The 21,709-nt window shown below is 73.6% G+C and carries 23 protein-coding genes; 11 read left to right on the forward strand and 12 right to left on the reverse strand.

Features of this window, described 5'->3' with window-relative positions; translation table 11 throughout:
- Nucleotide 1: 1 nt before the first annotated feature.
- Nucleotides 2–1,741: a diguanylate cyclase CdgB gene (gene cdgB / locus ACRRSS_RS33585; protein ID WP_435974768.1), complete on the reverse strand. Its 1,740-nt coding sequence runs from the start codon at nt 1,739–1,741 to the stop codon at nt 2–4.
- Nucleotides 1,742–2,082: 341 nt separating this feature from the next.
- Between cdgB and ACRRSS_RS33590 the strand changes: the two genes are divergently transcribed.
- Nucleotides 2,083–2,646 carry a flavin reductase family protein gene (locus ACRRSS_RS33590; RefSeq protein WP_435974769.1) on the forward strand — a complete coding sequence of 188 codons (564 nt, stop codon included), beginning with the start codon at nt 2,083–2,085 and terminating at the stop codon, nt 2,644–2,646.
- Between the two features lie 16 nt (nt 2,647–2,662).
- On the opposite strand, the gene arfB is transcribed toward ACRRSS_RS33590, so the two are convergent.
- Nucleotides 2,663–3,100, reverse strand: a complete 438-nt coding sequence (gene arfB / locus ACRRSS_RS33595) for an alternative ribosome rescue aminoacyl-tRNA hydrolase ArfB (protein WP_435974770.1) — start codon at nt 3,098–3,100, stop codon at nt 2,663–2,665.
- Nucleotides 3,101–3,215: 115 nt separating this feature from the next.
- On the opposite strand from arfB, the gene ACRRSS_RS33600 reads away from it, so the two are divergent.
- Both ACRRSS_RS33600 and ACRRSS_RS33605 read left to right on the forward strand, forming a co-directional pair.
- Nucleotides 3,216–3,791, forward strand: a complete 576-nt coding sequence (locus tag ACRRSS_RS33600; RefSeq protein ID WP_267044994.1) for a TerD family protein — start codon at nt 3,216–3,218, stop codon at nt 3,789–3,791.
- 160 nt (nt 3,792–3,951) lie between these two features.
- On the forward strand, nt 3,952–4,476 hold the full coding sequence (locus tag ACRRSS_RS33605) for a GNAT family N-acetyltransferase (RefSeq protein WP_435974771.1): 525 nt from the start codon (nt 3,952–3,954) through the stop codon (nt 4,474–4,476).
- On the opposite strand, the gene ACRRSS_RS33610 is transcribed toward ACRRSS_RS33605, so the two are convergent.
- From ACRRSS_RS33610 to ACRRSS_RS33620, 3 genes are all read right to left on the reverse strand, one after another.
- Nucleotides 4,454–4,723 (reverse strand): hypothetical protein, encoded by a 270-nt coding sequence (locus ACRRSS_RS33610; protein ID WP_435974772.1) that lies wholly within the window; start codon nt 4,721–4,723, stop codon nt 4,454–4,456. The two genes, ACRRSS_RS33605 and ACRRSS_RS33610, sit on opposite strands and share 23 nt — an antisense overlap.
- Before the next feature lie 130 nt (nt 4,724–4,853).
- Nucleotides 4,854–6,380: a M1 family metallopeptidase gene (locus ACRRSS_RS33615; protein ID WP_435974773.1), complete on the reverse strand. Its 1,527-nt coding sequence runs from the start codon at nt 6,378–6,380 to the stop codon at nt 4,854–4,856.
- Nucleotides 6,381–6,490: 110 nt separating this feature from the next.
- Nucleotides 6,491–7,030, reverse strand: coding sequence for a GlcG/HbpS family heme-binding protein (locus ACRRSS_RS33620; RefSeq protein ID WP_435974774.1), 540 nt, complete (start codon nt 7,028–7,030; stop codon nt 6,491–6,493).
- 431 nt (nt 7,031–7,461) lie between these two features.
- Here ACRRSS_RS33620 and ACRRSS_RS33625 point away from each other — a divergent pair, with 431 nt between their 5' ends.
- The 3 genes from ACRRSS_RS33625 (at nt 7,462) to ACRRSS_RS33635 (ending at nt 10,645) form a co-directional block, all read left to right on the forward strand.
- Nucleotides 7,462–8,574, forward strand: a complete 1,113-nt coding sequence (locus ACRRSS_RS33625; protein WP_435975491.1) for a sensor histidine kinase — start codon at nt 7,462–7,464, stop codon at nt 8,572–8,574.
- Nucleotides 8,574–9,194 carry a response regulator gene (locus tag ACRRSS_RS33630; RefSeq protein WP_435974775.1) on the forward strand — a complete coding sequence of 207 codons (621 nt, stop codon included), beginning with the start codon at nt 8,574–8,576 and terminating at the stop codon, nt 9,192–9,194. The genes ACRRSS_RS33625 and ACRRSS_RS33630 overlap by 1 nt, the downstream gene beginning before the upstream one ends.
- 245 nt (nt 9,195–9,439) lie before the next feature.
- Nucleotides 9,440–10,645 carry an FAD-dependent monooxygenase gene (locus ACRRSS_RS33635; protein ID WP_435975492.1) on the forward strand — a complete coding sequence of 402 codons (1,206 nt, stop codon included), beginning with the start codon at nt 9,440–9,442 and terminating at the stop codon, nt 10,643–10,645.
- 96 nt (nt 10,646–10,741) lie between these two features.
- Here the strand turns inward: ACRRSS_RS33635 and ACRRSS_RS33640 are convergent, their stop codons facing one another.
- Complete coding sequence (locus ACRRSS_RS33640; protein WP_435974776.1) at nt 10,742–11,545, reverse strand: ABC transporter permease subunit; 804 nt, start codon at nt 11,543–11,545, stop codon at nt 10,742–10,744.
- Nucleotides 11,542–12,546, reverse strand: a complete 1,005-nt coding sequence (locus tag ACRRSS_RS33645; protein ID WP_435974777.1) for an ATP-binding cassette domain-containing protein — start codon at nt 12,544–12,546, stop codon at nt 11,542–11,544. Before ACRRSS_RS33645 ends, ACRRSS_RS33640 begins: the two co-directional genes overlap by 4 nt.
- A 132-nt stretch (nt 12,547–12,678) precedes the next feature.
- Here ACRRSS_RS33645 and ACRRSS_RS33650 point away from each other — a divergent pair, with 132 nt between their 5' ends.
- From ACRRSS_RS33650 to ACRRSS_RS33660, 3 genes are read left to right on the forward strand one after another with little or no spacing between them, the layout of a single operon-like run.
- Nucleotides 12,679–14,082, forward strand: a complete 1,404-nt coding sequence (locus ACRRSS_RS33650; protein WP_435974778.1) for a sensor histidine kinase — start codon at nt 12,679–12,681, stop codon at nt 14,080–14,082.
- Nucleotides 14,079–14,741, forward strand: a complete 663-nt coding sequence (locus tag ACRRSS_RS33655) for a response regulator (RefSeq protein WP_435974779.1) — start codon at nt 14,079–14,081, stop codon at nt 14,739–14,741. Before ACRRSS_RS33650 ends, ACRRSS_RS33655 begins: the two co-directional genes overlap by 4 nt.
- Before the next feature lie 13 nt (nt 14,742–14,754).
- A complete protein-coding gene (locus ACRRSS_RS33660; RefSeq protein WP_351902517.1) occupies nt 14,755–15,255 on the forward strand; it encodes a hypothetical protein in 501 nt (166 codons plus the stop codon).
- A 120-nt stretch (nt 15,256–15,375) separates the two neighbouring features.
- On the opposite strand, the gene ACRRSS_RS33665 is transcribed toward ACRRSS_RS33660, so the two are convergent.
- Complete coding sequence (locus ACRRSS_RS33665) at nt 15,376–16,044, reverse strand: pentapeptide repeat-containing protein (protein ID WP_435974780.1); 669 nt, start codon at nt 16,042–16,044, stop codon at nt 15,376–15,378.
- Between the two features lie 110 nt (nt 16,045–16,154).
- Here ACRRSS_RS33665 and ACRRSS_RS33670 point away from each other — a divergent pair, with 110 nt between their 5' ends.
- Nucleotides 16,155–17,318, forward strand: a complete 1,164-nt coding sequence (locus ACRRSS_RS33670) for an NAD(P)-binding protein (RefSeq protein WP_435974781.1) — start codon at nt 16,155–16,157, stop codon at nt 17,316–17,318.
- 163 nt (nt 17,319–17,481) lie between these two features.
- Nucleotides 17,482–18,480, forward strand: coding sequence for a zinc-binding dehydrogenase (locus ACRRSS_RS33675; protein ID WP_435974782.1), 999 nt, complete (start codon nt 17,482–17,484; stop codon nt 18,478–18,480).
- 214 nt (nt 18,481–18,694) lie between these two features.
- On the opposite strand, the gene ACRRSS_RS33680 is transcribed toward ACRRSS_RS33675, so the two are convergent.
- From ACRRSS_RS33680 to ACRRSS_RS33695, 4 genes are all read right to left on the reverse strand, one after another.
- Nucleotides 18,695–19,666: a quinone oxidoreductase family protein gene (locus ACRRSS_RS33680; protein ID WP_435974783.1), complete on the reverse strand. Its 972-nt coding sequence runs from the start codon at nt 19,664–19,666 to the stop codon at nt 18,695–18,697.
- Between the two features lie 257 nt (nt 19,667–19,923).
- Nucleotides 19,924–20,259, reverse strand: a complete 336-nt coding sequence (locus ACRRSS_RS33685) for a hypothetical protein (protein ID WP_435974784.1) — start codon at nt 20,257–20,259, stop codon at nt 19,924–19,926.
- Between the two features lie 10 nt (nt 20,260–20,269).
- Nucleotides 20,270–20,749 (reverse strand): N-acetyltransferase family protein, encoded by a 480-nt coding sequence (locus tag ACRRSS_RS33690; RefSeq protein ID WP_435974785.1) that lies wholly within the window; start codon nt 20,747–20,749, stop codon nt 20,270–20,272.
- A 63-nt stretch (nt 20,750–20,812) separates the two neighbouring features.
- Nucleotides 20,813–21,706, reverse strand: coding sequence for an aminoglycoside phosphotransferase family protein (locus tag ACRRSS_RS33695; RefSeq protein ID WP_435974786.1), 894 nt, complete (start codon nt 21,704–21,706; stop codon nt 20,813–20,815).
- Nucleotides 21,707–21,709 lie beyond the last annotated feature (3 nt).

Genomic DNA, 21,709 nt, shown 5'->3' on the forward strand with positions numbered 1-21,709 from the left:
CTCAGCCGGCGCGCCGGTGCACCTTGGCGCGGGAGCGCTTCTCCACGTACATCCGCTGGTCGGCGGAGTTCAGGACCTCTTCCACGGACATCCCGCACTCGGCCCATCCGATGCCGAAACTGGCCCCGACGCGGACCGCCCGGCCGTCCACCCGGATCGGCGGAATGATCGCGTTGCGCAGACGCACGGCCAGGTCGGCGGCGTCGGCCGCGCCGAGCCCGTCGGCGAGGACGACGAACTCGTCGCCGCCGAGCCGGGCGACCGTGTCCCCGTCGCGGACCCCGGTGGTGAGCCGGCGGGCGACCTCGATGAGAACCGCGTCTCCGGTGTGGTGCCCGAAGCGGTCGTTGATCGACTTGAAGCCGTCGAGGTCGCAGAAGAGGACCGCGAGACCCTTGGTGCCGTCGTCGATGTCGCCGCCCGTGGGGGCGACGATGTGGACGTGGTGGTCGTACGGCCCGACACCGCCCGCCGGCTCGAAACCGAAGCCGTGCTCGTGTTCGTGCTCGTACGGCGACTCGTAGCCGGAGTGCCCGGAGTCGTAACCGGGCCGGCCGGGGTCGTGACCGGGACCGTGTCCCGTCTCGTAGCCGCCGTCCCGCCCTGACTCGTACCCCCCGCCGTACCCAGCGGCCTGCTCGGCCGCCGCGTGCGCCGCCGGACGCTCGCAGAGCCGGGCGGAGAGCCGGGAACGCAGCTCGGCGCTGTTGGGAAGGCCGGTGAGGGCGTCGTGCGAGGCGCGGTGCGCGAGCTGGAGCTCGTGGCGCTTGCGCTCCTCGATGTCCTCGACGTGGGTGAGGAGGAAACGAGGGCCGTCGGCGGTGTCGGCGACGACCGAGTTACGGAGGGAGACCCACACGTACGTGCCGTCGCGCCGCCCGAGCCGCAGCTCCGCCCGGCCCCCCTCGGCGGAGGTCCGCAGCAGGGTGCCTATGTCCTCGGGGTGGACGAGGTCGGCGAAGGAGTAGCGCCGCATGACGGAGGCGGGCCGGCCCAGGAGCCGGCACAGCGCGTCGTTGGTACGGAGCAGCCGGCCGTGCTGGTCGCCGCCCATCTCGGCGATGGCCATGCCGGAGGGGGCGTACTCGAAGGCCTGCCGGAACGACTCCTCGCTGGCGCGCAGGGCCTGCTGCTCCCGCTCCAGGCGGACCAGGGCGCGCTGCATGTTGGAACGGAGCCGGGCGTTGCTGATGGCTATCGCCGACTGGGAGGCGTACATCTGGAGCGCCTCCTGTCCCCAGGGGCCGGGGTGCCGGCCGTTGCGCGGGCGGTCGACGGATATGACGCCGAGGAGCTCACGCCCTGAGCCGGACGCGTACATCGGGGCGTAGAGACGGTCGTGCGGGTGCCACTCGTCCTCGAAGCGGGGCGCGGGTCCGTCGGTGTGCCACTGGGGGACGTCGTCCTCCATCAGCACCCAGCCCTCGGTGTGCGGGATGAACCGCAGGTCGCCCCAGGCGGTCGCCATGGTGAGACGCCGCTCCCAGGAGGCGCGGGAGCCGACCCGGCCGGTGATCAGGGCCTCGGCGGCGGAGCTTCCGGCGAAGGCGGCGACGACGAGGTCACCGTCGGGGCGTACGAGGTTGACGCAGGCCAGCTCGTAGTTGAGACCGGCGACCACACCGTCGGCGACGGTCTGCAGGGTGTCCGCCAGGCTGCGCGCAGTGTTGAGGTCCGCCACGACCTGATGCAGCTGCCGCAGGGTCGAGAGACGGACGTACGGCTCCGACTCGGTCTCCATCGCTCGCTCTCCCCGAGACCTCGACAGCAACTCCAGGGTTCTCATCGGCTTCGTGTGGCACCGGCGTGTTGCAACCTCGTGTTTCACATACAGTCTCGTGCCACTGAATCACAGCGAGCTGCGCACCCGGTACACAGGGTCAGCAAATACTCGCCTCTGTGACTCAAGTCACAGCAGGTCATGGCGGGTCGCGACCGGCCCGGGCGAGGCACGGCCGCCGAGCCCGGGAATCCGGCGGCGCGAACGGGCGGGGCACGGCCGCCGGTCCTAGGACCGGCGGGGGTGCCGGACTGGTCCCCGGGCCCGATGCGCCCCCGGAAGGCCCGGACTAGCGTGCGGGTGTGCTGCAGAAGACCCCCACCTCGCCCCCCGTGTCCGATCTGGCGATCCCTCATGCTGAGGGGGTGAGCAACGACGACTTCCGGGCGGCCATGTCCCGCCTCGCGGCCGGCGTGGTCCTGGTGACCGCGCACGACCCCGACGACGGCCCGCGCGGCGAGGACGTCGGCATGACCGCCACCGCGTTCGTGTCCGTCTCCCTCGACCCGCCCCTGGTCATGGTCAGCCTCCGCAACGGCTCCCGCATGGACGACCTGCTCACCGACGTCCCCGTGTGGGCGGTGTCGATCCTCGCCGGGGACCAGCGGCACATCGCCGGGCGCTTCGCCATGAAGAACCGCGTCAGCGACCGGCTCCTCTTCGCCGACCTTCCGTTCACCCGCGGCGAGGAGAGCGGCGCCCCGCTCATGGGCGGCGCGCTCGCGACCCTGGAGTGCCGTACGGAGAACCGTGTCGTGGCCGGCGACCACACGCTCGTCGTGGCCCGGGTCCTGACCGTCGGCGACCCGACACCGCAGGGCGACCCGCTGACCTACTACCAGGGGAAGTACCGCCACCTGTCCTGACGGGGCGGCGGGGTCCTCAGCCCCAGTCGCGGGACTGGCGGGTGCGCTTGGTCTCCGAGCGCTGTTTCTTCTCCCGCAGCCGGCGCTCGTTGATCCCGCGCGGGATCTTCGTCGGCCTGCGGGGCTTCGGCGGCGGGCCCGTCGCCTCGGCGAGGAGCGCGGCGAGCCGCACCGCCGCCGTCTCGCGGTTGCGCCACTGGGAGCGGTGCTCCGAGGCGCGGACCGTCACGACGCCGTTGACCAGGCGGGAGGCGAGCCGCTCCAGGGCGCGGGCCTTCCACACCTCGGGCAGCGACTCGGTGGCCGCGAGGTCGAACCGGAGCTCGACCTGGGAGTCGCTGGTGTTCACGTGCTGTCCGCCCGGGCCCGACGAACGCGAGAAACGCCACTGGAGCTCGGCCTCGGGGAGCGAGACGGAGCCGCGGATGGGGTACGGACCGGACATGCCCTCCATGTTCCCCGCTGTGGGCCATCGGAGTCATCCTCTTTTCGTCCGGAACCCGCCGGGAACCGACGGGGGCGCGTACGCGTTCCTCCAGGCGACGACACCACGATGAAAGGGACTTTCCATGGCTGTGAGCCTGTCCAAGGGCGGCAACGTCTCTCTGACCAAGGAGGCCCCGGGCCTCACCGCTGTCACCGTGGGCCTCGGCTGGGACGTCCGTACGACCACCGGCACCGACTTCGACCTCGACGCCTCGGCGATCGGTGTGGACGCCGCCGGGAAGGTCGCCTCCGACGCGCACTTCGTCTTCTTCAACAACAAGTCGACGCCGGACCAGACCATCGTCCACACCGGTGACAACCGCACCGGCGAGGGCGGCGGCGACGACGAGCAGATCAACGTCAACCTCGCGGGCCTCCCGGCCAACGTCGACAAGATCGTCTTCCCGGTCTCCATCTACGACGCGGTCGCCCGCTCGCAGAACTTCGGCCAGGTCCGCAACGCGTACATCCGCATCGTCAACCAGGCCGGCGGCGCCGAGCTCGCGCGCTACGACCTCTCCGAGGACGCCGCCGTCGAGACCGCCATGGTCTTCGGTGAGCTGTACCGCAACGGCGCCGAGTGGAAGTTCCGCGCGGTCGGCCAGGGCTACGCCTCGGGCCTGGAGGGCATCGCCCGCGACTTCGGCGTGAACCTGTAGGACCCCCTGGAGGGCCTGCCCCAAGACCTACGGGCCTCGGGACGCAGGACCTCGTAGGACCTCGTAGGACCTCGCAGGACTACACACGGACCCCGCAGGATCTCGCGGGACCTCGCAGAGCCCCGGCCGGGATTTCCCGCCGGGGCTCTACCCTTGCCGCGTGATCGTCGAAGCCCTCGTACCCAAGGCCCTGGAGGACGGTGCGGCCCTCCCCGGCGCACTGCTCACCGAACTCACCGCGCTGTACGCGTCCGACGAGGAGTTCCACCAGCTCGGCGGCGACTTCCCGGACCCGTCCGCCGTCCGTCCCGAGCAGGTCGCGGCCGCCCTCGCCGACGAACTCGCCCAGTCCACCGCCGAGATCCTCCTGGCCCGCTCCGAGGGCCGGCTCGTCGCCGTCGCCGTGACCCTCGGCCGCCACCCCGACCCGGCCGACCCCGACCCTTGGCTCGGGCTGCTCCTCGTCCACGGCGACGAACGGCGCGCGGGCCACGGACGCCGTCTCGCCACGTACGTCGAGGACCGCTTCCGCACCGAGGGCCGCGACGGACTGCGGCTCGCCGTCCTGGAGGACAACCCGGAGGCCCTGGCCTTCTGGACCTCCCTCGGTTACGAGGAGACCGACCGCCGCCCGGACCGCGCCCACGGCCGCCCCTGCGTGGTCATGCGCAAGCCCCTCCGCTGACCCCGGCGAGCGAGAGCGCGTCGGCCGCCGCCGGGGAGAGCTCCTTCACCGGCCCGGCCAACGGCCGCCACGCCACGGCCTCCGTGCTGCCGCCCGTCTCGGTGACGGCCAGGGGGTCACCGGGCCGGAGTTCCACCGCGTAGAAGAGCGCCACCAGGTGCCAGGTCACGCCGTCGCGGTGATGGCGGCCTCCACCCGGTTGCGCGCCCCCGAGTTTGGCGAGGACGGCGCTGACGTGCGCCTTCACGGTGCCCTCGACCAGTAGAGGTCGACCTCCGCCAGGAGGTTGCCGTTCGAACGGTAGAACCCGCACTCCGTGCCGGGCGGCCGCTGTGCTGGTCCGGTACGCGGCTGGCCGCCAAGGACGTGCCGGCCCCCTAGGGGGTATCCGGTCGCCCGTCGCCGTACAGCCAGACGTCCCACAGCGCGTCGAGACCGCGTCCGGCCACGCTCTCGGCGTAGGCCGTGAAGTCGGCCGTGGAGGCGTTGGCGTGACGGTACTTCGCCGGCCAGCCGCGCAGGATCTCGTCGAAGACCGCGTCGCCGACGGTCTCGCGCAGCTTGTGCAGGACCATCGCGCCGCGCTGGTACACGGGCGGGTCGAAGAGGTTCTCGGCGCTGGGCGGATCGGCGGGCGAGAAGGTCCAGTTGGCGTCCTGCGCGAAGGCCCGCTCGAAGTGCGTCCGCGCGGGGACGTGCTCGAACTCCTCCGTGTACAGCCACTCGGCGTAGGTCGCGAAGCCCTCGTTCAACCACAGGTCCCGCCAGGTCGCGGGCGACACCGAGTTCCCGAACCACTGGTGGGCCAGCTCGTGGACGAGCGTCGTCCGGTCGAAGGAGGCGGCGGGGAAGACGGGCCGGGTCTGGGTCTCCAGGGCGTACCCGAGGGTCCCGTCGGCGGTGACGATCGCCCCGGCGGTGGAGAACGGGTACGGGCCGAAGCGCCGGGTCTGCCGGGCGAGGATCTCGGGGATCTCCCCCCGCAACGCGGCACTGGCGTCCGCGACGGAGCGCTCGGCGGCGGTGAGCACGGGCACGGAGCCGGGGGCGGTGGCCTCGGGGGCAGTGGAGCCGGGAGCGGTGGAGCCCTGAGCGGTGGCCGTACCGGCCCCGTTCGGCTTCTCCGTCCCGTTCGGCTTCTCCGTCCCGCTCGACTTCTTCGCCCCGCCCGTCTCCTCCGTCTCGTACCGGCCGATCGCGACCGTCGCCAGATAGCTCGCCATCGGCTCCGTCGCCTGCCACACGCTCGTGACGCGGCCGTCCGCCGTCGTCCGGCGGCTGGTCCTGACACCGTTGGAGATCGCTTCGAGACCGGCCGGGACGGTGAACGTGAGCTCGTACGCGGCCTTGTCCGAGGGGTGGTGGTTGCCGGGGAACCAGGTCATGGAACCCGCCGGTTCGCCGACCGCGACCGCCCCGTCGGCGGTGCGCAGCCAGCCCTCCTCGGAGCCGTCCGCGTCGGTGATCGCCTCGGGCACACCCGCGTACGTGACGGTCGTCCGGAACTCCGCGCCCTCACGGATCTCCTCGCGCGGCCGGAGCGTCAGCTCGTTCCCCGCCCGGTTGACCGCGGCGGGGGCGCCGTCGACGGACGCCCGGTCGACCGTGAGACCGGCGAGGTCGAGGTTGAAGGCGCTGAGGTCCTGAGTGGCGCGGGCGGTGATCTCGGCGGTGCCGTCGAGCCGTCCGTTTCCCGGGTCGTAGGCGAGGGTGAGGGCGTAGTGCCGTACGTCGTAGCCGCCGTTGCCGAGCTTCGGGAAGTACGGGTCGCGCAGCCCGGCGGTGCCGGGAGTCCCCCGGACTCCGCCGGTGGCCTCGGTGCAGCCGCCCGCGAGCAGCGCGAGGGAGACGAGGGCGGCGGCGAGGCCGCCCGCTGCTGCTCCGGTCCGGTGGCGCGGTGTCACGTATCGATCCTAAGCACCGTCGACACGGAACCTGAGCAGGGCGGATACGGACAAGGCGACGGCGCCCGGCGGGGGATCCGGGCGCCGTCACCGGCTGTGGGTGGCAGGGGCTACTTGGTGAGGGTGGCGACGCCGGCCTGGGCGAACTTCTCGTCGAGGTCGCCGGAGGGAGCGCCGGCGACGCCGATGCCGGCGATGGGGGCGCCCTTGGCGGTGACGGGGGCGCCGCCGGCGAGGAAGAGGGTGCCGGGGATGTCCTTGAGGGTGGGGGCGTTGGTGAGGCGCTTGGCGAGTTCGGAGGTGGGGGCGTTCCAGGAGACGGCGGTGAAGGCCTTCTTCTGGGCGGACTCGTAGGACTGGGGGCCGGCGCCGTCGCCGCGGAGGGTGACGAGGGTGTTGCCGTTGCGGTCGACGACGGCGACGGAGACGCGCTGGTTCTCCTTCTCGGCGGCGTCGAGGGTGGCCTGCGCGGCCTTGGTCGCGGCCTCGATCGTCAGGTGCGTCGACTGCTGGAGGTTGCCGTTCCCGGCGTCGGCACGGACCGCGGCGGCGGGCGCCGCGGCCGGGGCGGAGGCGTTCGCGGAGACCACGCCGAAGGTACCGGCGGCGAGGACGGCGGCAGCGGTGGCGCCGAAGATGATCTTCTTCATGAGGAACTCCGTGAGGTGAGGTGGGACGAGGCGCGGTGAGGTGAACCGCGGTGGGGAAGTCGGCCGAGCCGCGGGGCGGTGTGTCGCTCCCTCGCTCTGCAATCCATCCTGTGGCCGGGCCCCGGGCCGACCGGTCCACGGTCCGGCTGCCCTCCTCGCGCACACCGGACGACGGCCGGGTCAGCCGATCGGCTGATGCCCTCGTGGTCCCTCCGGGCCAGGATGGACAGATAGCACCAGGTCAAGAAGGTAGGGAGGCGGGGAACGTGGCACGGCCGAAGAAGCCCGCGGGCAGGCACACCGCCCAGCCGGCCGGAAGCCCCATTGGAAGCCCCGAGGACCCCACCGGAACCCCCCGAGAACCCGTAGGGACCCCCCGGAGCCCCGCCGGAACCCCCGAGGACCCCGACGCCCCCTGGCTGGCGCGGGTCATGCACATCGCCTTCTTCCTTCTCCTCGGCGCCTCGCTCGCCCGCTTCCTGCTGCGCCACCCCTGGGAGGACCGCAGCCCCTGGATCGTCGCCCTATCCGGCGCGCTCGCCTCCCTCTACCTCCTCGGGCCCGTCGTCGGCACCCGCGCCGCGCCCCGCCGGATCGCCTGGCTGAGCACGGTCGTCGCCGTCTGGATCCTGCTCGTCGTCCTCGCGCCCAGCTTCGCGTGGTGCGCGGTGCCGCTCTTCTACACGGGGCTGCGGACCCTCCCGGCCCGGGCCGCGCTCGGCCTGGTCACGCTGCTGACCGCGTTCGTGGTCTTCGCGCAGGTGCAGCTCGCGCACGGCGGCTGGGACCCGAACCTGATCGTCGCCCCGCCCGCCGTCGCCGCCATCGCCACCGGGGTCTTCGTGTACTCCGACCGGCAGGCGGCACGGCAGCGCGCGCTGATCGACGACCTGATCCGCACCCGGCGCGAGCTGGCCGCGATCGAGCGCCGCGAGGGCACCCTGGCCGAGCGCCAGCGGCTCTCCATGGAGATCCACGACACCCTGGCGCAGGGCCTGTCCAGCCAGCAGATGCTGCTGCAGGCCGCCGACCGCACCTGGGACAGCGACCCGGCCACCGCCCGCCGCCATGTCCGTACCGCCGAGTCCATCGCCGAACGCAACCTGGCCGAGGCCCGCCGTTTCGTGCACGACCTGGCGCCCGCCGACCTCGCCGAGGGCGGCGGCCTCGAAGAGGCCCTGCGCGGCCTGGCCGCCCGCGAGTCCGCGGCGTTCCGGGTCGACGGCATCGCGGTGCCGCTGCCCGAACGGGTGCAGTCGGCGCTGCTGCGGATCGCGCAGGGCGCCCTCGCCAACATCCGCGAACACGCCGGCGCCGACTCCGCCGCCCTGACCCTCACCTACCTCGACGACCAGGTGGTCCTCGACATCGCCGACGACGGCCGGGGCTTCGACCCGGTCGAGAAGCCGGGCGGGGTACGGGGCCACGGACTGCCCGCGATGGGCGTGCGGGCGCGGCAGCTCGGCGGCACCCTGACAGTCGAGTCCACCCCGGGCGAGGGCACGGTGCTCTCGGCCGCGATCCCGCTCTCCCTGGAGTCGTGATGTCCGTACGGATCCTCCTCTGCGACGACCACGTCGTCGTCCGCGCCGGCCTGCTGGCCCTCCTCGGCAGCACCCCCGACATCGAGGTGGTCGGCGAGGCCGGAAGCGGCGAGGAGGCCGTCGCCATGGCGGCGAAGCTGGAGCCGGACGTCGTCCTGATGGACCTCCAGCTGGGCGCGGGCATCGACGGTGTGGAGGCGACCCGCCGGATCGCGCCGACGGGTGTCCACGTCCTCGTCCTCACCACGTACGACACGGACGCCGACATCACCCGTGCCATCGAGGCGGGCGCCACCGGCTACCTCCTGAAGGCCGAGCGGCCCGAGGAGCTGTTCGCCGCCATCCACGCGGCCGCCCAGGGCCGCACCGCCCTCTCCCCGCCGGTGGCGAGCCGGGTCATGGACCGGATGCGGGGCGCGGCGGGCCCGAGCCTCACGGACCGGGAGCGGGACATCCTCGGCCAGCTGGGGCGGGGCCTCGGCAACCGGGAGATCGCGCGGGCCCTGTTCATCAGCGAGGCGACGGTGAAGACCCACCTCGGCCGCATCTACGCGAAGCTCGGCGTCGACACCCGCGCGGGCGCGGTCGCGGTGGCGAAGGAACGCCGCCTGCTGCCGTAGCCGCCGCACGGGTACGCGCCCGCGCCCACCCGTACACCCGCCGTACGGGTACGCCCAGGCGCCGGGTGCCCGTCCACACGCCATACGAGCACCCTGAGCCGACGCGCTCGTCCCCACCCTGTACGAGCACCCGGCGCCGGAGCTCGTCCCCACTCGCGCCCCGGCCGTACGCGAGACTCCTCCCTGCTACTGTGCGTTGCCGTCCAGCAACACAGTGTCAAGACTCGGTTCCCGTGGGAGCGCACGTGAAGCTCGCGATCGTCGGCGGCGGTCCCGCCGGCCTCTACCTCTCGATCCTGCTCAAGCGCCAGGATCCCGCCCACGAGATCGCCGTGTACGAGCGGAACCCCGAGGGCTCCACGTACGGCTGGGGCGTGACCTACTGGGCCGGGCTCCTGGACAAGCTGCGCGCGGGCGACCCCGAGTCCGCGGCGGCCGTCGCCGAGGCCTCCGTGACCTGGACCGACGGGGTCGCGATCGTCCGCGACGAGCGGACCGTCCACCGGGGCGACGCCGGCTTCGGCATCGGACGGCGGCGGATGCTCGCGCTCCTCGCCGACCGGGCCGAGGAGCTGGGCGTACGAGTCGAGTTCGAGCACGACATCCCCGGCCCCGACGCGCCCGAACTGGCCGGCGCGGACCTGGTCGTCGCCGCCGACGGCGTCAACAGCGTGCTCCGCGAGGCCCACGCCGACCACTTCGGCAGCACCGTCACGGGCGGCCGCAACCAGTACATCTGGCTGGGCACCACCAAGGTCTTCGACTCCTTCAGCTTCGCCTTCAAGGAGACCGTGCACGGCTGGATCTGGTGCTACGCCTACGGGTTCAGCGGCGAGCGCTCCACCTGCGTCGTCGAGTGCTCCCCGGAGACCTGGACCGGGCTGGGCCTCGACACGCGCGGCGAGGCCGACAGCCTGCACTTCCTGGAGAAGCTCTTCCACGACCTCCTCGACGGGCACGAGCTGATCGGCCGCGACCGGGCCGACGACGCCGCCCAGTGGCTCACCTTCCGCACCCTCACCAACCGGGTCTGGCACCACGGCAACCTGGTCCTCCTCGGCGACGCCGCCCACACCACCCACTACTCGATCGGCGCGGGCACGACCCTCGCCCTGGAGGACGCGCTCGCCCTCGCGGACGCCCTGCGCTCACCCGGGGACCTCGACACGGCCCTCACCACGTACGGGAAGCGGCGCCGCGCCGAGCTCGTCTCCGCGCAGAGCGCCGCCCGCTACAGCGCCCAGTGGTACGAGAACCTCCCCCGCTACATGTGCCTCGAACCGGCCCGGATGTTCGCGCTCCTGGGCCAGCGCCACTCGCCGCTGCTCCCGCACATCCCGCCGCAGCTGTACTACCGGATCGACCGGGCCGCCGAACAGCTGGAACCACTGCGCCGCCTCAAGCGCTGGTTGGGCCCGCGGGTGGCACGGGCGGTCCACGGCCGCCGCTGACCGGTGCGCGGCTCCCCGTGGCGCACGGATCGACTCGCACGGCGCCTCACACGGCGACGCACGGATCGGCTCCCACGTCGCCTCGCACAGCGGGACTCACACGTCCCGGCGGTGGACCGCGACCAGGGCCACCGCCACCGCGGCGAGCGACCAGACCGCGTACACCGTCCACGCCCCGCCCGCCGTCCACGGGAACTCCACCGGCACCGGCGAGTCCCCCACCTGCGTGAGCCGCTTCCACGCGCCCTGCGGCAGGGCGTGCAGGAACGTCGCCGACCAGCGGCCGCGCTCGTCGACGAGCGCGGGCAGCAGGAGCAGGACGCCGGTGAGGGTGACGATCGTGGTCGCCGTGTGCCGCAGGAGCGCCCCGAGCCCGAAGCCGACGAGCGCGCAGACGGGGGCGAGCAGCGCGGACGCGGTGACGGCCGCCGCCGCACCCGGGTAGCCGATCGACATGCCGACGTCCCGGCCGGAGAGCACCGCCTGCGTGGCGGCGAACGACACCCCGGCGACGAGAGCCCCGTACACGAGCATGACGCCCGCGAGGACCAGCGTCTTCGCCGCCGTCACGGCCCGCCGGTCGGGGACGGCGGCGAAGGTCGTGCGGATCTGCCCGGTGCCGTACTCGCCGACGATCACGAGCGCGCCGATGGCACCGGTCGTGAGCATGAACACCATGGCCCCGCCGAGCGTGAAGGCGTCCCGCATCGCCCAGATCGGTACGAAGAGTTCGCGGATGCCCTCGGCGTAGTGGGGGTAGTTCCGGTAGTCGGCGAGTGCGGCGTTGAGGTTGACGCCGAGGACGGCGAGCGCGCCGACGCCGAACGCCCAGGGCGTGGAGCGCAGGGACCACAGCTTCGTCCACTCCCCGGCGAGGAGATCACGGAAGCGGGCGTTCACCGGCTCTCCCCCTTCAGCTGGTGCTCGGCCTTCCGGTACTCGACGCTGTCGGCGGTCAGTTCCATGAACGCGTCCTCCAAGGACGAGCCGCGCGAGGCCAGTTCGGCGAGCGGGATGCCGTGCCGGAAGGCGAGCACCCCGATCCGGTCCGCCGCCATCCCGGTCACGGCGAGCGGCCCGCCCCCGTCCTCCTGGGGCCGTACGGTCGCCCCGGCGCGGGTCAGCGTGGCGGCGAGGTCCGGTCCCGCCGCCGGGTCGGCGGGCCGCACGGTCACGCCCCCGCGGGGGGAGCGCGCGGCGAAGTCCGCGAGGCTCTCGGCGGCGATCAGCCGCCCGCGCCCGATGACGACGAGGTCGTCGGCGGTGTGCTCCATCTCGCTCATCAGGTGGCTGGAGACGAACACCGTCCGCCCCTCGGCGGCGAGACGCCGGAACAGGCCCCGCGCCCACAGCACCCCCTCCGGGTCCAGGCCGTTGACCGGCTCGTCGAAGAGCAGCACCGGCGGGTCGCCGAGCAGGGCGGCGGCGATCCCGAGGCGCTGCTTCATGCCGAGGGAGTAGCCGCCGATCCGGCGCCGGGCCGCCTCGGCGATCCCCACCTCGCCGAGGACCTCGCCGACTCGGCGGCGCGGGATGCCGTTGGTACGGGCGAGTGCGGCGAGGTGTCCCTCGGCGGTCCGCCCGCCGTGCACGTCGTGCGCGTCGAGCAGCGCCCCGACGTGCCGGAGCCCCCGGGGCAATTCGCGGAACCGTTGACCGCCGACGGTCGCGGTCCCTGAGGTCGGCTCGTTCAGGCCGAGGACCAGCCGCAGGGTGGTGGACTTCCCGGCCCCGTTCGGCCCGAGGAACCCGGTCACCCGGCCGGGCCGGACGGTGAAGCTGAGCCGGTCGACGGCGAGGCGGCCGACAGGGTTCGGGTCGCCCTTCGCGCGCCGCTCCCGGCGGACGGGGCGGAGCGGCCGGCGGCCGTAACGTTTGGTCAGTTCGTTGGCTTCGATCACCCGGCCCACGCTGCCGGGACGACACCCCCGCGCACATCGGCCCGTCGGCGAGGAACGGCCCGGAGGCAGTGGCCTGCGGGCGTACGCCCGCAGGCCGATGTCCGGCCGTCCACCCGCACCTACGATCGCCCCATGTCCGCCGACGCCCTGCCCACGCCGACCCCTGCGCCCGAGCCCGGGTCCGGGGCCGGGTCCGGGTCCGGGTCCGGGTCCGAGTTTGAGTCCGGGTCCGAATCCAAGGCCGGGTCCGGTTCCAGGTCCAGGTCCGGGTCCGCCCCCGCCTCCACCCCCGGCCCCGGCTTCGGCTTCGGCTTCGGCTTCGGCTTCGGCGGGCGTGTCTCCGGGATCCTGGCCTGGTGCGCGGCCGTCGTGCATCCCTTCGTCCTCCTCGCCGGCGTACAGGCGGGGCCGTTCCGTTCCACGGAGCTGCGGCTCTTCCTCACCGCCGTCGGCGTGGGCCTCCTGCTGCCCCTCGCGCGGCGCAGGCCCGAGGCGGCGCTCGGGCTGCTCCTCATCGGCCTGTTCGCCGCGTCGACGACCCGGCCGAACGCCGAGCTCGTGTACCTTCCGGCCCTCGCCGCCGACGCCTGCGTCGGGCTCTTGGCGGCCCGTCGTCCGCTCCGGGTCACGCTGCCCGCCGCCGTGGTGACGCTCACCGTGCAGATCGGTTCGGCGCTGTACACGACCTCGGGTCAGGACGTCTTCGTCACCACGGTCGTCGCGCTGGCCCTCGCTCTGCTCACGGCCGGGCTGCTCGGCCACTCCTCGCGTGAGCGGCGCGCGCACGCGGCGGAGCTGCGCGCCCGGACGGCGGCCGAGGCCGTGACCGCCGAACGGCTGCGGATCGCCCGCGAGCTGCACGACGTGATCGCGCACAGCATCGGCGTCATCGCCATCCAGGCGGGGGTGGGCCGCCGGGTCATCGAGACCCAGCCCGCCGAGGCCCGCAACGCCCTCGCCACCATCGAGACCACCAGCCGGGAGACGCTCGCCGGTCTGCGCCGCACCCTGGGCGCGCTGCGGGCCTCCGCGCAGGACGCCGCCGGGCACGCCCCCGCCCCGCGCGACCCGGCGCCGGGCCTCGCCGACCTCGACCGGCTCACCGCGTCGACGGCGGACGCGGGCGTACGGGTCGAGGTGCGGCGGCTCGGCGGTCCCGTCCGGCCGCTGCCGCCGGAGGTCGACCTGGCCGCGTACCGGATCGTCCAGGAGTCGCTGACCAACGTCGTGCGCCACGCGGGCACGCCTGTCTGCCGGGTGACCGTGGAGCGGAACGCGGACACGCTGCTCCTGGAGATCGCCGACGACGGCCCGGCGAAGCCCACCGGACCGGGACGGGGCCCGGGACCCGTTACGGGTCCGGACCCGGCCGCCGGGACCGGCCACGGGTACGGCATCGTCGGCATGCGGGAGCGGGCCACGCTCCTCGGCGGCCGCTTCTCCGCGGGACCACGACCCGGCGGCGGCTACCGGGTGACCGCGACGCTGCCCCTCCCATCCCTGCCGACATCCCGAGAAGGGGCCCCCTCCGCATGACCCCGCAGATCCGCGTCCTCCTCGTCGACGACCAGCCGCTGGTCAGGGCGGGCCTGCGGGTCCTCATGGCCGACAGCCACGACCTCGCGGTCGTCGGCGAGGCCGGCACCGGCGGCGAGGCGGTCCGCCTCGCCCGGGAGCTGCGGCCCGACGTGGTCGTGATGGACGTCCGGATGCCCGGCATGGACGGCATCGAGGCCACCGGGATCGTCACGGCGGGCCCCGACGCTCCCCGGGTCCTCGTCCTCACCACCTTCGACGACGACGAGTACGTCTACGGCGCGCTCCGCTCCGGAGCGAGCGGCTTCCTGGTCAAGGACATGGCGCTGGACGACATCCTCGCGGCGATCCGGGTGGTCGCCTCCGGTGACGCCCTGATCGCGCCGGGCGTCACCCGCCGCCTGATCGCGGAGTTCGCGGCCCGCCCCGAGCCGAGCCCCGTGCCCGCCGCGCCCACCGGCCTCACGGCCGTCACCGCGCGGGAGCGGGAGGTGCTCACCCTCGTCGGCCGCGGTCTGTCCAACGGAGAGATCGCGGAACGCCTCCACATCAGCGCGGCCACCGCCAAGGCGCACGTGGCGCGCCTCTTCACCAAGCTGGACGCCCGCGACCGGGTGCGGCTGGTGATCCGGGCGTACGAGGCGGGCCTGGTGCCGTGACACCATCGGCCCTGTGCTCGACATCGGCTACTCCCTCTCGCGTCGCTTCCCCGACCCGCCGCAGACCGACTACCGCCACGCGGACGTCCACGCCCTGCGCCACGACCTCTTCTGCGGGGACGTGTACCTCGCGGACACCAAGACGGACCGCGAGGTGTCCACAGCCTGGGGATGGGTGCCGGTCCTCGACTTCGCCTGGGCCCTCTGCGACATCGTCGAGCAGCTCGACCAGGACCCGCGCGGCAACCGCTCGGCCAAGCAGCAGTACGCGGAGCTCGACTTCACCGAGTCCTCGGACCGCATGCTCTTCGAGCGCCGCTTCGGCTGGGTGGACGTCGAGGCCGACTGGATGCCGGGCGACGAGCCTCCGGTCACGTTCAGCCACTCCGTGCTGCGCCGCGAGGCCCGCGACTTCCTGCACGACCTGATCGCCGACCTCACGGACATGCACGAGGGCCTCGCGGACAACCCGGCCATCTGGTCCCTCCAGGCCCGCTTCCCCCGCCTGCCCTGACCGCACGGTCCCCGGCGCCGGCCCCCACACGGCTCCCCTCCCCTCACCGAGCCGAGCCGAGCCGGTCCGGGCCAGTCCGGGCCGGGCCGGTCCGGCCCCGGTCCCCGCCCGCGCCCCCGCCTACCCCTCCACCCGCAACCCCAGCTGCGCCGCGAGCACCGGCGCCAGGTCGAAGAGCTGCGACGCGGAGATCACGGCACCCGCGAGCGACTCCACGCCGCGCGCGATCTCCAGCCGCTGGACCCCTCTCAGGTCCACGTCCTTGAGCCGCGCCCCGCTGAAGTCCACCCCCGTGAGGACGCAGTCCACGAACTCGACCCGTTCGAGGACCGCGCCCCCGAAGTCGGGCTCGCTCAGCACGCACCCCTCGAAGACGACGTCCTTCAGCTTCGACGCCCGCAGGTTCAGGTAGTCGCTCTTCCCGCCCCGTACGACGACTCTCTCCAGCACCGCCCCGTGCAGCTGCGCACCGCCCAGCCGCGCGTCCACGACCTCGACGTCCCGCAGCTGCGCCCCGGCGAGGACCGTCCCCACCCCCCGTACGCCGGTGAGCACCGAGTCGAGGAAGCGGGCACCCGTCAGGCGCGCCTCGTCGAGCCCGCAGTCGCGCAGGGCGCAGTCCAGGAACCGCGCGCCCTCCCCCGACTGGCCCGTGAGGTCGAGCCCGGCCAGTTCGAGGCCGTCGTAGTCCCCGTCCGGTTCGAGACCGCCCTCGTACGCCTCCAGGGGAGGCAGCCGCACCTCCGGCCTCTTCGCCCCCGCCACCTTCTTCTTCCGCGTCGTCGCCATGACCCCATGGTGATGTACGCCACTGACAACGCCCCCGATGTCACGAACGCGCCCCCACCGTCCGTCCCCCGTGCGGGACCGGGTCGAAGGCGGACACGAGGGAGTCGGACATGCGCAAGCTCACGATCATCGGCGGCGGCGTCGCCGGACTGACCGCGGCCATCACCGCCGCCGAGGCGGGCACCCGGGTGACCGTGCACGAGGCGCACCGGACCCCCGGTGGCCGGGCCCGTACCGCCGAGGGCCCGTACCGCACCAACGAGGGACCGCACGCGCTCTACGCCGGCGGCCCCCACTGGACCTGGCTGAAGCAGCGCGGTCTGCTCGGCCCACTGGCCCCGCTACCGGTCGCCGAGACCCTCCGGCTCCGCTTCCACCGCGCCGGCGTCCTGCGCCGCACCCCGCCGCTGGGGCTGCTGCGCCAGTCCCTCCGTACCTCCGAGAAGGCTCCCGTGGACGTCGACTTCCACACCTGGGCCGCCGGGACCGTGGGCGAGCGGGCGGCGCGCGAGGCCGCCGCGTACTCCGGGGTGGCGCTCTTCCACCACGACCCGGGCGCGCTCTCCGCCCGTTTCGTGCAGGAGCGGCTCCACCGGGCCGCCTCCCTGCCGCCCGAGGCCCACTACGTGCGGGGCGGCTGGGGCGAGCTGATCGAGCGGATGGTGGCGCGCGCGTGGGAGACGGGGGTGCGGATCGAGACGTCGTCGCGCGTCGACACCCTGCCGGTGGGCGAGGGGCCGGTGGTCGTCGCGACCGCCCTGCCCGCCGCCGCCCGGCTCCTCGGCGATCCGTCGCTGACCTGGGAGAGCGGCCGTACGGTCCTGGTCGACCTGGCCCTGCGGACCCGGAGGGGGGACCCGTTCGTCGTCTCGGACCTGGACGCGCCGGGCTGGCTGGAGCGGTTCACGGCCCAGGACCCCTCGCTCGCCCCGGCCGGACAGCAGCTGGTCCAGGCCCAGCTGCCCATCGGCCCCGGCGCGACCAAGGCGGACGGCGTCGCCCACGCGGAGCGGCTCCTCGACCTCGGCTTCCCCGACTGGCGCGAACGGACGGTGTGGCGGCGGGAGTCGGTGTCCCAGGGGCGTACGGGGGCACTCGACCGTCCCGGCACGACCTGGCGCGACCGGCCCGCGATCGACCGGGGCGACGGCGTGTACCTGGTGGGGGATCAGGTGGCGGCGCCCGGGGTGCTGTCGGAGGTGTCGTTCACGAGCGCGGTCGAGGCGGTGTCGCTGGCACTGCGCGCGGAACGCCTTGACCTCAAGCACGCTTGAGGTAGAAGGCTCGTCCCTGTCACCCCGCCGTACGACGACGACCCACGGCCGACCACCCCGCCGTTCGAGGGCGGCCCGCGGTCGACCGCCCCTCGTCGCGCGACGACGGCCCGCGGCCGACCACGCCGGTGACACGACAACGCCGGACGACAGGGGAACCGCCATGCACGCCATCCGCCTCCACGCCTTCGGCCCGGCCGAGAACCTCACGTACGAGAAGACTCCGGACCCGGCACCCGGCCCCGGCCAGGTCCGCGTCAAGGTCGCGGCGGCCGGCGTGCACCTCCTCGACACCGCGCTCCGCGCGGGGATGACGGGCCCGTTCCCGGCCCCCGCCGCACTCCCCACCGTCCCCGGCCGCGAGGTCGCCGGCACCGTCGACGCCCTCGGCGAGGGCACCGACCCGGCCTGGCTCGGCCGCCGGGTCGTCGCCCACCTCGGCATGGCCCCCGGCGGGTACGCCGAGCTCGCCGTCACCGACGCCGCCCGGCTCCACGCCCTGCCCGACCACCTCGGCGAGGCGGAGGCCGTCGCCATGATCGGGACCGGCCGCACCACCCTCGGCATCCTGCGGTTCACCGACCTCGGCCCCGAATCGGTGGCGATCGTCCCCGCGGCCGCCGGCGGGATCGGCACCCTGCTCGTCCAGTACGCCAAGAACGCCGGCGCCACCGTCATCGGCCTCGCCGGCGGCCCGGCGAAGGTCGCCCGCGTCCAGGAGAACGGCGCCGACCTGGCCGTCGACTACACGGAGCCCGACTGGCCGGAGAAGGTCCGCGCGCACCTGGACGGGCGCGCCGCCACCGTCGTCTTCGACTCGGTGGGCGGCGACGCGGGCCGCGCCGCCGTCGACCTCCTCGGCCCCGGCGGACAGCACGTCGTCTTCGGCTGGTCCGGCGCTGGACTCCACGACGGCGAGCCGCTCACCTACACACCGGAGGAACTCGCCGCGCGCGGCATCACCTCGGAGTCCGTCCTCGGCCAAGCCATGATCCGCAAGGCGGGCGGCGACGTCCGCGCCCTCGAACTCGCCGCCCTCGCCGCGGCGTCCGCGGGCACGCTGCGCCCGGCGATCCACCGCTTCCCGCTCGCGGACGCGGCGGGCGCCCACCGCGCCCTGGAGACCCGGGGCACGACGGGCAAGGTGGTCCTGGTGCCCTAGCTGTTCCGTCCCGGGAGGTTGTGGACGGGTGAGCCAGGTCCCGGCTGAGGGAACGTGAAGGGGTGTGACCCGGATACGCCGGAAAGCCGCCAGAAACCCGCCATAACTTGATCGTGGCCTGCTGAGTGCCTGACGGTGTCGGGGATCTTGGCGATGACGGCGGCCATGCCCTCGACATCTCAGTCTCCAAGATCCCCGACCTCGACACCCGCGATCAGCTCTGCGTCCCCTCGCGGCGCCCAAGAGCGGCCTCATCGGGTACGACGAGCAGCTTGCCGGTGGTACGCCGAGCCTCCAGATCGCTGTGGGCCTGGGCGGCCTCGGACAATGCGTAGCGGCCCGTCACGGTGACCTCAAGGGCCTTGGAGCGCACCCACTCGAACACGTCGGCGGCCCGTCGGAGCAGTTCGGACCGATCGGCGATGAAGTCCCCGAGGCTGGGCCGGATCAGGGTCAGCGAACCGCCGTGGGCGAGCCGAATCGGATCGAACGGCGGCACGGCACCGCTTGCCGCGCCGAAGAGCACGAGATGGCCGCGGGTTCGCAGGCTGGCGAGGCTCGCGTCGAAGGTGTGCGCGCCGACGCCGTCGAAGACGACCGGCAGGCCCTGACCGCCGTTGAGCCGCCTCACCTCGGCTGCGAGGTCGTCGACCGCGGAGGACAGGATCACCTCAGCGGCCCCGGCACGCTTCGCCAGCTCGGCCTTCGCCGTGGTCGACGTCGTACCGATCACCCTGCCGCCGAGATGGGTGATGAGCTGGGTCAGAAGCAGCCCCATGCCCCCGGCAGCCGCATGCACGAGCACCGTGTCGCCCCCCTGAACCGGGTAGGCGTCCTTGACGAGATAGTGCGCGGTCATGCCTTGGAGGAGCACGGCGGCGGCTGTCTCGAAGCCGATGTCGTCGGGCAGCGGCACCAGCCGGGAGGAGTCCACGACGGCCCGCTCGGCATACGTGCCGGGAATCTCCACCCAACCGACCCGGTCCCCGACCGCGACGTCAGCGACGCCGGGTCCGACTTCGACGACCGTGCCGGCGCCCTCAGCGCCCGGGGTGAAGGGCAGCGGGAGGCTGTACCGGCCTTCGCGGTGGTAGACGTCGAGGAAGTTGACCCCGGATGCGGCGACCTCCACGATCGCCTCGCCCGGACCCGGCCGCGGCTGGTCCACCTCGGCCTCCCGCAGCACCTCGGGACCGCCCACTTCGTACACCTGAATCGCTCGCATGGCCCTCCAATATCGGCTGTTCCCCCACCAACCCCGTTGCTGGCGATCCGATTCCCGGCAAGCAGGCCGGCCCGCCGCCCCCGCCGCCCCGCCGCCTCCTCCCGCGTCGGCGCGAGGAAAAGACGCGGCTCATGCACACTGACCAGCCGCTCGAAACCGCAAGCCGCGTATCCGACCTGACGAGGCAGTACACCCCGCGCCCTGGTCCGTGTCCGGACTCAGACCCCCACCACGTCCCACGAGTGCGCCTTGTACTCCTTCAGGAAGTCGGGGTGGTCCTCCCACATCCGGGCGACGGAACGCAGCACGTCCCAGTTGTGCTCAAGGGCCTGGTCCACCACGGGCCGCAGCTCCGGCGCCGACTCCCGCTTCTCCACGAGTCCGCCGACGGCCGACGCGGCCTGCACGGTGTAGCGCGCGGCCCGCAGCGCCCGCGAGGTGTCGTCCATGCCGAAGCCGTGGTCGCTGCCGTTCGCGGGGTCGAAGAGCGGTGTCAGCCGCGCCTCGATGAAGGCCGTGATCCGCTGGAACCGCTGCTCAATGTCCGTATCCATGCCCCCTTTCCTACACCCCCGCCCCACCGAGCTCCGCCAGCGCCCCGTCCGTCAGCCGGTACACCGTCCACTCGTCCTGCGGCCGGGCCCCGAGGGACTCGTAGAACTCGATCGAGGGCGTGTTCCAGTTCAGGACGGACCACTCCAGGCGCTCGTAGCCGCGCTCGACGCAGATCCGGGCCAGTTCACGCAGCAGCGCCTTGCCGTGGCCGCCGCCCCGGGCCTCCGGACGGACGTACAGGTCCTCCAGGTAGATGCCGTGGACCCCGCGCCAGGTCGAGAAGTTGAGGAACCAGAGCGCGAAGCCAACCACCTCGCCGGCCTCGGTCTCGGCGACGTGGGCGAAGGCGGCCGGGTGCGCGCCGAAGAGGGCCTCGTGGAGCTGCTCGGGGGTCGTACGGACCTCGTCGAGGGCCTTCTCGTACTCCGCGAGGTCACGGATCAGGGTATGGATGACGGGAACGTCGGCAGACGTGGCAGTACGGATCATGGGCCCAGCCTGCCAAGGACGGGGCAGCGCCGGCCACCGGGATTCGAGCGCCCGGCCCCGTCCTCACCCCCTCTCGGCCCGCAGGATCCGCGCGACCGCCACCTGTTCCGCGTCGAGGCCCGGCTCCCCGTCCTCCACGTCCCACAGGCCGTTCTGCAGTACCCGCCCCAGCGTCCACGCCACCGCGCGCCCCCGGTCGCCGACGATCTCGGACAACAGGTCGAACCGCCACAGGATGTCGGCCGGGTCCGGGTCGAAGCGGTCGATCAGCGCCGGGAGGAGGTCGAAGCCCGGGTCGCCGGCGAGCGGCTTGGGGTCGATGGCCAGCCAGGGTTCACGCTCCCCCGCGAGGACGTTGCCCAGGTGCAGGTCCCAGTGGAGCAGCCGGTCGCCCGGTTCGCCCGCGACCTCCCGCACCGCCGCCGCGCAGTCCCGCAGGACCGCCGCGTCGTCGGGGCCGAGGCGTTCCGCCGCCCCGGGGACGTCCGCGAGCATCCCGGCTGCGATGTCGCCGAGCCCCCGCAGCCCCGGCGGCGCGGGGACCGCGACGAGCCGGGCGAGCAGTCCTGCGACGACGCCCAGCGCCTCCCGGGTGTCGGTGACGGACGTCAGCGGCCGGGCCTCGTCGAGCCGCTCCAGGAGCATCGTGCCCGTAGCGGCGTCATGGTCGAGGAGCCGTACCGCGCCGGCCCCGTCCCAGACGCGCAGGCCGACCGGCTCGCCCTCGGTCTCCTCGTCCAGGTTCTGCAGCTTGAGCGCGGCCCGCGTGCCGTCCGCGGCCCGCTCGACGGGCAGGACCAGGGAGGCCACCCCGTACATGGAGGGCCCGGTGACCCTCAGTCCCCACCGGCCGAGGAACTCCTCGGCCGTCTCCGGCAGCGCGGCGATGAACGCCCGCCCCGCCTCACCGTTGTACTTGGCCTGGGACGCGGCGAGTTCCTCGGGTACGTGAATCACCCC

The organism is Streptomyces sp. Qhu_M48 (assembly GCF_051305195.1).
Classification (GTDB): Bacteria; Actinomycetota; Actinomycetes; order Streptomycetales; family Streptomycetaceae; genus Streptomyces.

What these genes read in the sequence shown, in the direction of transcription:
- cdgB (WP_435974768.1), bottom strand. Translation starts at nt 1,741, where the DNA reads ATGGAGACCGAGTCGGAGCCGTACGTCCGTCTCTCGACCCTGCGGCAG.
- arfB (WP_435974770.1), bottom strand. Translation starts at nt 3,100, where the DNA reads ATGGAGGGCATGTCCGGTCCGTACCCCATCCGCGGCTCCGTCTCGCTC.
- ACRRSS_RS33600 (WP_267044994.1), top strand. Translation starts at nt 3,216, where the DNA reads ATGGCTGTGAGCCTGTCCAAGGGCGGCAACGTCTCTCTGACCAAGGAG.
- ACRRSS_RS33620 (WP_435974774.1), bottom strand. Translation starts at nt 7,030, where the DNA reads ATGAAGAAGATCATCTTCGGCGCCACCGCTGCCGCCGTCCTCGCCGCC.
- ACRRSS_RS33625 (WP_435975491.1), top strand. Translation starts at nt 7,462, where the DNA reads ATGCACATCGCCTTCTTCCTTCTCCTCGGCGCCTCGCTCGCCCGCTTC.
- ACRRSS_RS33630 (WP_435974775.1), top strand. Translation starts at nt 8,574, where the DNA reads ATGTCCGTACGGATCCTCCTCTGCGACGACCACGTCGTCGTCCGCGCC.
- ACRRSS_RS33650 (WP_435974778.1), top strand. Translation starts at nt 12,679, where the DNA reads ATGTCCGCCGACGCCCTGCCCACGCCGACCCCTGCGCCCGAGCCCGGG.
- ACRRSS_RS33655 (WP_435974779.1), top strand. Translation starts at nt 14,079, where the DNA reads ATGACCCCGCAGATCCGCGTCCTCCTCGTCGACGACCAGCCGCTGGTC.
- ACRRSS_RS33665 (WP_435974780.1), bottom strand. Translation starts at nt 16,044, where the DNA reads ATGGCGACGACGCGGAAGAAGAAGGTGGCGGGGGCGAAGAGGCCGGAG.
- ACRRSS_RS33670 (WP_435974781.1), top strand. Translation starts at nt 16,155, where the DNA reads ATGCGCAAGCTCACGATCATCGGCGGCGGCGTCGCCGGACTGACCGCG.
- ACRRSS_RS33675 (WP_435974782.1), top strand. Translation starts at nt 17,482, where the DNA reads ATGCACGCCATCCGCCTCCACGCCTTCGGCCCGGCCGAGAACCTCACG.
- ACRRSS_RS33685 (WP_435974784.1), bottom strand. Translation starts at nt 20,259, where the DNA reads ATGGATACGGACATTGAGCAGCGGTTCCAGCGGATCACGGCCTTCATC.
- ACRRSS_RS33690 (WP_435974785.1), bottom strand. Translation starts at nt 20,749, where the DNA reads ATGATCCGTACTGCCACGTCTGCCGACGTTCCCGTCATCCATACCCTG.